At 76.9% G+C, this 6,039-nt stretch carries 8 protein-coding genes and 1 pseudogene; 4 read left to right on the top strand and 5 right to left on the bottom strand.

The window, feature by feature from the left end:
- The first annotated feature begins 61 nt into the window (after positions 1-61).
- Positions 62-511, top strand: coding sequence for a hypothetical protein (locus tag BJF88_RS20900; RefSeq protein ID WP_255371661.1), 450 nt, complete (start codon positions 62-64; stop codon positions 509-511).
- Positions 512-761: 250 nt separating this feature from the next.
- Here BJF88_RS20900 and BJF88_RS22880 read toward each other — a convergent pair.
- Positions 762-1,430: pseudogene (locus BJF88_RS22880) on the bottom strand (SDR family NAD(P)-dependent oxidoreductase); the annotation flags it as partial.
- A 183-nt stretch (positions 1,431-1,613) separates the two neighbouring features.
- Here BJF88_RS22880 and BJF88_RS01880 point away from each other — a divergent pair.
- A complete protein-coding gene (locus BJF88_RS01880; protein WP_075827531.1) occupies positions 1,614-2,078 on the top strand; it encodes an SRPBCC family protein in 465 nt (154 codons plus the stop codon).
- Positions 2,079-2,112: 34 nt separating this feature from the next.
- Here BJF88_RS01880 and BJF88_RS20145 read toward each other — a convergent pair whose 3' ends face one another.
- The 3 genes from BJF88_RS20145 to BJF88_RS01870 are packed head-to-tail and all read right to left on the bottom strand — an operon-like array spanning position 2,113 to position 3,945.
- A complete protein-coding gene (locus BJF88_RS20145; protein WP_222843903.1) occupies positions 2,113-2,622 on the bottom strand; it encodes an NAD(P)/FAD-dependent oxidoreductase in 510 nt (169 codons plus the stop codon).
- Positions 2,619-3,737, bottom strand: coding sequence for an NAD(P)/FAD-dependent oxidoreductase (locus BJF88_RS01875; RefSeq protein ID WP_222843902.1), 1,119 nt, complete (start codon positions 3,735-3,737; stop codon positions 2,619-2,621). Before BJF88_RS01875 ends, BJF88_RS20145 begins: the two co-directional genes overlap by 4 nt.
- A gap of 4 nt (positions 3,738-3,741) precedes the next feature.
- Complete coding sequence (locus BJF88_RS01870) at positions 3,742-3,945, bottom strand: DUF2945 domain-containing protein (RefSeq protein ID WP_075827546.1); 204 nt, start codon at positions 3,943-3,945, stop codon at positions 3,742-3,744.
- 100 nt (positions 3,946-4,045) lie between these two features.
- Here BJF88_RS01870 and BJF88_RS01865 point away from each other — a divergent pair, with 100 nt between their 5' ends.
- Positions 4,046-4,633, top strand: coding sequence for a pyridoxamine 5'-phosphate oxidase family protein (locus tag BJF88_RS01865; RefSeq protein ID WP_083648782.1), 588 nt, complete (start codon positions 4,046-4,048; stop codon positions 4,631-4,633).
- 44 nt (positions 4,634-4,677) lie between these two features.
- Here BJF88_RS01865 and BJF88_RS01860 read toward each other — a convergent pair whose 3' ends face one another.
- A complete protein-coding gene (locus tag BJF88_RS01860) occupies positions 4,678-5,322 on the bottom strand; it encodes a nucleoside/nucleotide kinase family protein (RefSeq protein ID WP_075827544.1) in 645 nt (214 codons plus the stop codon).
- Positions 5,323-5,452: 130 nt separating this feature from the next.
- Here BJF88_RS01860 and BJF88_RS01855 point away from each other — a divergent pair, with 130 nt between their 5' ends.
- On the top strand, positions 5,453-5,917 hold the full coding sequence (locus tag BJF88_RS01855; RefSeq protein ID WP_369824436.1) for a MarR family winged helix-turn-helix transcriptional regulator: 465 nt from the start codon (positions 5,453-5,455) through the stop codon (positions 5,915-5,917).
- The last annotated feature ends 122 nt before the right edge of the window (positions 5,918-6,039 follow it).

Raw genomic sequence — 6,039 nt, 5'->3', positions numbered from 1 at the left:
ACGGGCAGGGCGTCCGAGGGCCCGGGTGCGCGGCGCGCACGCCCGACCTAGCGTGACGCCCGTGACCGACGACGCGAAGGACCTGCCCGGCCGCCCCACCCCCGAGGGCGTCGACGACGCGACGGTCGAGGCGCTCGGTGCCCTGAGCGAGGCGCTCGAGACGACCGAGCGGGCGCGCGGGCACCTGTACACGTTCCACCAGCTCACGGGCGAGGCCGACCTCGCGCTCGGCGACGCCGTCGAGAAGCTGCGGGCCGCCGGGCACGGCGAGGTCGCCGACCGGATCGAGGCCGAGCTCGTCGGGCGCAACGTCGTCGAGGGCCGGTGGACCTTCCAGCTCGTCGAGGACTACGACGACGGCTACTGGACGGCGTTCCGCGAGCACGAGCGCCGGGCGCGCGACGAGCTCGCGGGCGGCGTCCGGCACCTGTTCGAGGCGCGCATGAAGCAGGAGCGGCGCACGCACGGGCAGCCGGGTCACGAGGCCGGGCCGTCCGGCGGGGCGGTGTAGAGCGCCTGCGCGGCGGCGGCGAGCCGCCGGGGCAGCACCGCCCCCGCCACGACCTGCAGCACGGGTTGACCGACCGCACGAGCAACGTCGCCCGCCCGGCCACGAGCCCGCGGTACGCGGCGGCGGCGACCGTCGACGCGGAGTCCTTCGTGCCGCGGCCCACGCGCGTGCGGCCCATGCCGGAGCGTACGAACAGCGCGGTGTCCGTCGGCCCCGGCAGGAGGGTGGTCACGGTGACGCCGGTGCCGCGCAGCTCGTGGCGCAGCGCGGCGCCGAACGACACGACGAAGGACTTGGACGCGGCGTACGTCGCGAACCACGGACCGGGCATGGCCGCGGCCGTGGACGCCGTGATCAGCACGCGCCCCGCACCGCGCCGCGCCATCGCCGGGACGAGCTCCTTGGCGAGGTGGACGGTCGCCACGACGTCGAGCGCGACGACGTCGAGGTCGCCCGCGACGTCGCTCGTGACGAACGGCCCCCCGTGCGCGACGCCCGCGTTGAGCGCGAGGACGTCGACGGGGCGCCCGGTGGCGCGCACGGCGGCGACGAGCGCGCGCACGCCCTCCGGCGCGGTGAGGTCGGCCTGCACGGCGACGACCTGGACGGCGGTGACGGGGACGTCGTCCCGTCGCGCCGTGCCGGGCGCCGTGGTGGCCGTCGGGCCGGGCGTCGTGGTGGTCGTCGGGTCGGAGGTCGGGGTGGACGTCGGACCGGTCGTCCCCGCCTCGCGCGGGGCCGGCCGGGGCAGCCGGTGCGCCGGGGGAGCGGTGAGCTCGGCGGGCAGGGCGTGCACCCCGTCGTCGTGCGCGGACACGACCAGGTCGTACCCGTGCCGCACGAGCTCGGCCGCGAGCGCACGGCCGATGCCGCCCGTCGCGCCCGTGAGCACGGCGAGCGGTCGGGTGTCGACGGCCATGGCGGTCCTCCGTGAGGTGTGCTCGTCCGTGCGGTACCGGTGCGGTACCGGTGCTGTACCGGTGCGGTGCCGACGACGCGATCTGCCGGCGCGGCGCTGCCCGACGCTAGCCGCGCAGCGGCGTGCACGCCCGGCAGGACGTCCGCCGGTTGCCTGCGCGCCGGTCGTCGCTACCGTCGAGCCATGGTGAGCCTCTCGCGCGTCGTGCGCGCTCCCGCGACCGACGTCCTCGAGGTGCTCGCGGACGGCTGGACGTACGCCTCCTGGGTGGTGGGCACGTCCCGCATCCGGGCGGTGGACACGTCCTTCCCCGCCCCGGGGTCGCGCATCCACCACTCGGTGGGGGCGTGGCCGCTCCTCCTCGACGACGAGACGGTCGTGCGCGCGTGGGACCCGGACCGCGGCATCGAGATGCAGGCCCGGGGCTGGCCCTTCGGCGAGGCGCGGGTCCGCGTCACCGTGGCCCCCTCCGCGTCGGGTGCGGAGTGCACCGTGCGTCTCGACGAGGACGCCAGCCGCGGCCCCGGCAGGTTCGTGCCGAAGCCGGTGCGCAGCGCGCTGCTCACCCCGCGCAACCGGGAGACCCTGCGGCGTCTGGCGCTCGCCGCGGAGGGCCACGCGCGACGCGCGGAGCGACGCGGCCCCTGAGCGGGCCGGGCCGCCCTCGTCAGGGCGCGGGACGTCAGGGCGCGGGGCGCCGGGCCGCGGGGCGCGGGGCGCCGCCGAGCAGCCGGTCCCACCGCCGTCGCGGTGGCAGCGCGCGACGCACCGCGCCGGTGGGGCCGCTCGCGGCGAGGGCCGCGCGGGCCGCGTTCCACCCGCACGCCCCGTGGGCGCCGCCGCCGGGGTGGGCGGACGCGCTCGCGAGGTACAGGTTGTCGAACGGCGTCTCGGGGCGGCCGAACGCGGGCGTGGGGCGGAAGAAGAGCTCCTGGTGGATGGCGGACGTGCCGCCGTTGACGACGCCGCCCTGGAGGTTCGCGTCGGCGGCCTGGAGATCCGCCGGGCTCTGGACGTAGCGGCCGACGACGGCGTCCCGGAACCCGGGCGCGACGCGCGCGAGAGCGTCCTCGACGAGGTCGACCTGCGTGGCGACGGTGCCGGCGTCCCACTCGAGGCCGTGGGGCACGTGCGTGTACGCCCACGCGGACTCCGTGCCGGCGGGGGAGCGCGTGGGGTCGGCGGTCGTCATCTGGCCGAGCACGAGGAACGGCCGGCGGGGGAGCGCGCCCTTGGACAGGTCGGCGGCGACGTCGACGAACCCGGCACGGTCGACGCCGAGGTGCACGGTCCCGGCGCCGTGCGCGCCCGGGGCCGTCCACGGCAGCGGGCGGTCGAGCGCCCAGTTGAGCTTGAACGTCGGGTGGTCCCACTGGAAGCGGTCGAGGTCGCGCACGAGCCTCGCCGGCAGGCGGTCGACGCCGACCAGGTCGCGGTAGAGGGCGGGGGCGACGACGTCGGCGAGGACCGCGCGTCGTGCCCGCACGTGCTCGCCGGCGGCGGTGCGCACGCCGACGGCCCGGCGGCCGGCGAGGTGCACGTGGTCGACCCGCGTCCCGGTGACGACCTCCCCGCCGCCCGCGCGGATGCGGGCGACGAGCGCGTCGGCGAGCGCCCCGGCACCGCCCACGGGGACGGGGAACCCGACGTCCTGCCCGAGCATGACGAGCAGCCAGCCGAAGATGCCGCTGCGCCCGCGTCGGGCGGGACGTCCGCGTGCATGGCGTTGCCGGTGAGCAGCAGCGGGCCGCCCTCGCCGCGGAACGTCTCGTCCGAGAACCGGCGGACCGGCAGCGTCGCGAGCCGGGCGAGGTCGAGCGACCCGCCGACGCCGAGGCGGCGCAGCAGCCGGACGGCCGGGACGAGCGGGGGCAGGGGGCTGAACAGGGCGTCGAGGAACGGGTCGCGGATGCGGTCCCAGTCCTCGACGAGGCGCAGCCACGCGTCGCCGTCGCCGGCGCCGAACTCCTCCAGCCCGGCCGCGGTGTCCGCGGCGTCGCGGTGCAGGACGGCGGTCCGGCCGTCGTCGAGCGCGTGGGCGACGACGGACGGCGCGTGGGTCCACTCCAGCCCGTGCTGCTCGAGGTGCAGGCCCCGGACGACGGGGGACGCCGCGGCGAGGGGGTAGAACGCGCTGAACAGGTCGGTGCGGTAGCCGGGCGCGGCGACCTCGGCCGTGCGGACCGCGCCGCCGGGGGTGTCCTGCTCCTCGAGGACGAGCACGTCCCACCCGGCGTCGACAAGCGCGTTGGCGGCCACGAGCCCGTTCGGGCCGGCGCCGATCACGACGGCGTCGACGGTGCGCACCGGCTCAGGCCTTCGTCAGCGAGGACTCCTTGTGCGCGGCGCGCGCCCCGCTCTTGTCGGACTCGACGATCCAGTACGGGTCGTCGTCGGTCGGCACGAACGCCTGGCCGTCGTGCTGGAAGCGCTCCGTGCGCTTCTCGACGGCGCGGCCGGTCGTGCGGCCCTGCGACGTGTTCCACGAGACGTGGTCCCCACGAGAGATGCCCATGGCCCGACCGTAGGCCGATGAGTTCGCGCTCGCGCGCCGGTCGCTGCACGGGACGACCGGCCGGGCGACCGGCCGGACGAGGACCACGAGAGGACGCGACATGACCGCCGACCGGGCCGACGCCCCGACGACCGCACCGGCCGCTCTCCGCGACGAGCACGACGGACCCGCCGGGACCCTGGTCCCGGGGTACAGCTCGCCGGGGGCGCGGCCGGTGCCGTGGGACGACGTTCGCCGCGTCCTGGAGCGCGCCGAGATCTCGTGGATCTCGACCGTCCGCCCCGACGGGCGCCCCCACGTCACCCCGCTCATGACGGTCGCCGCGGACGGGTGCCTGCACGTGACGACCGGACCGCGGGAGCGCAAGGCGCGCAACCTCGCGCAGAACCCGCGCGTCGTGCTGACCACGGGGACGAACGCGTACGTCGACGCGCTCGACGTCGTGGTCGAGGGCGAGGCCGTGCGCGTCGTCGACGAGGCCGCGCTGCTGCGCCTCGCCGAGCGGTGGCGGTGCAAGTACGGCGACGACTGGGCGTTCACCGTGCGCGACGGCTCGTTCCACCACGCCGACGGGGGAGAGGCCCGCGTCTTCGCGGTCCGGCCCGTGGTCGTGTTCGCGTACGGGCGCACGACCGAGCACGCGGCGATGCGCTGGGTGCTCGACGACGGTCGGCCGCCTCTGGGCTGAGCGACCGGCGATGCCCTGGGGTGGGCGGGGCGCCGCCGGCTTCCTCAGGCCGGGATCGCGCCGGAGACGACGAGGTCGGCGCGGGCGCGTGTCCCCTCGATGACGCGGGCGTTGCGGCCGTCGACCTCGGTCGCCCACGCGGTCGCGGCCTCGAGCGTGCGCCCGTGGCGCGTGTGCCGGTCGACGAGGCGGCGCTCGCGCTCGTCGCCGTCGGCGTCGCAGAACCAGGCCTCGTCGAGCAGGTCGCGCACGCGGCCCCAGGGCTCGTCGGGCACGAGGAGGTAGTTCCCCTCGACGACGACGACCCCGTGCTCGGGCGCGACCGCGATCTCGCCGGCCACCGGCTCGTCGACGGCGCGGTGGAACGACGGCGCGTACACGGGGTGGTCCGTCTCCTCGCGCACGCGGCGCAGCAGCGCGACGAAGCCCCAGCCGTCGAACGTGTCGAGCGCGCCCTTGCGGTCGTGCCGGCCGAGCCGGTCGAGCGTCGCGTTCGCGAGGTGGAACCCGTCCATCGGCAGATGGACCGCCTCGGGGCCGAGGGCGTCGGCGAGCCGGACGGCGAGCGTCGTCTTGCCCGCACCGGGGCTGCCGGTGATCCCGACCACGACCCGTCGGCCGCCTGCTCGCTCCCGGAGCGACCGCACCCGCGCCACGAGGGTCCGGAGGTCGGCGACGTCGGGCGGCAGCGCGCGCTCCCGTGTGGTCGAGGGCGGACGATCGGCGGGCACGGTTCCAGTCTTCCCGCGGCCGGCGTCGTGCGCCAGTGCCGGGGCAATGTCGGTTGTGCACAATCCAGTTGTGCACGAGGATGTGAGCGTGAGCACCGAGAGCCCGCCGACCGTGGTCGACGAGATGGTCTGCTTCTCCCTCTACGCCGCGGCGCGGGCCACGACGCAGGCCTACCGGGCGCTGCTCGCGCCGTGGGACCTGACGTACCCGCAGTACCTCGTGCTGGTCGACCTGTGGACGCAGGACCGCCGCACCGTCTCCGAGCTCGGCCGGTGCCTCGGCCTCGACTCGGGCACGCTCTCGCCGCTCCTGCGCCGCATGGAGCAGGCCGGCCTCCTCGTGCGCGTCCGCGAGGACGCCGACGAGCGGGTCGTCGTGGTGCGCCTCACCGAGCGCGGCGTCGCGCTGCGCGACGAGCTCGGCGACGTCCCCCGCCGCGTGTACGAGGGCATGGGCCTGGACGTCGACGAGGCCCGACGGCTGCGCGACGCCGTCCACGGTCTGACCGACGGCATGCGCGCCGTGACGGCGTCCGTCCGCCACGCCGGCTGACCTCGTCGTCCTCCTCCACCGGTGACCGGCCGTCCCGCGGTCGCGCCACCGAGCCATCGCTCCACCGCTCCGCCGCACGGATCCTCGTGCGGTGCCCCCGGGGCACGGCCCCGACCGACGAA

It is taken from the genome of Cellulosimicrobium sp. CUA-896, from assembly GCF_001942335.1.
In the GTDB taxonomy this organism is placed as follows: Bacteria; Actinomycetota; Actinomycetes; order Actinomycetales; family Cellulomonadaceae; genus Cellulosimicrobium.
Note: the sequence above shows the minus strand (reverse complement) of the source record. Positions and strands in the feature narration are given on the sequence as shown.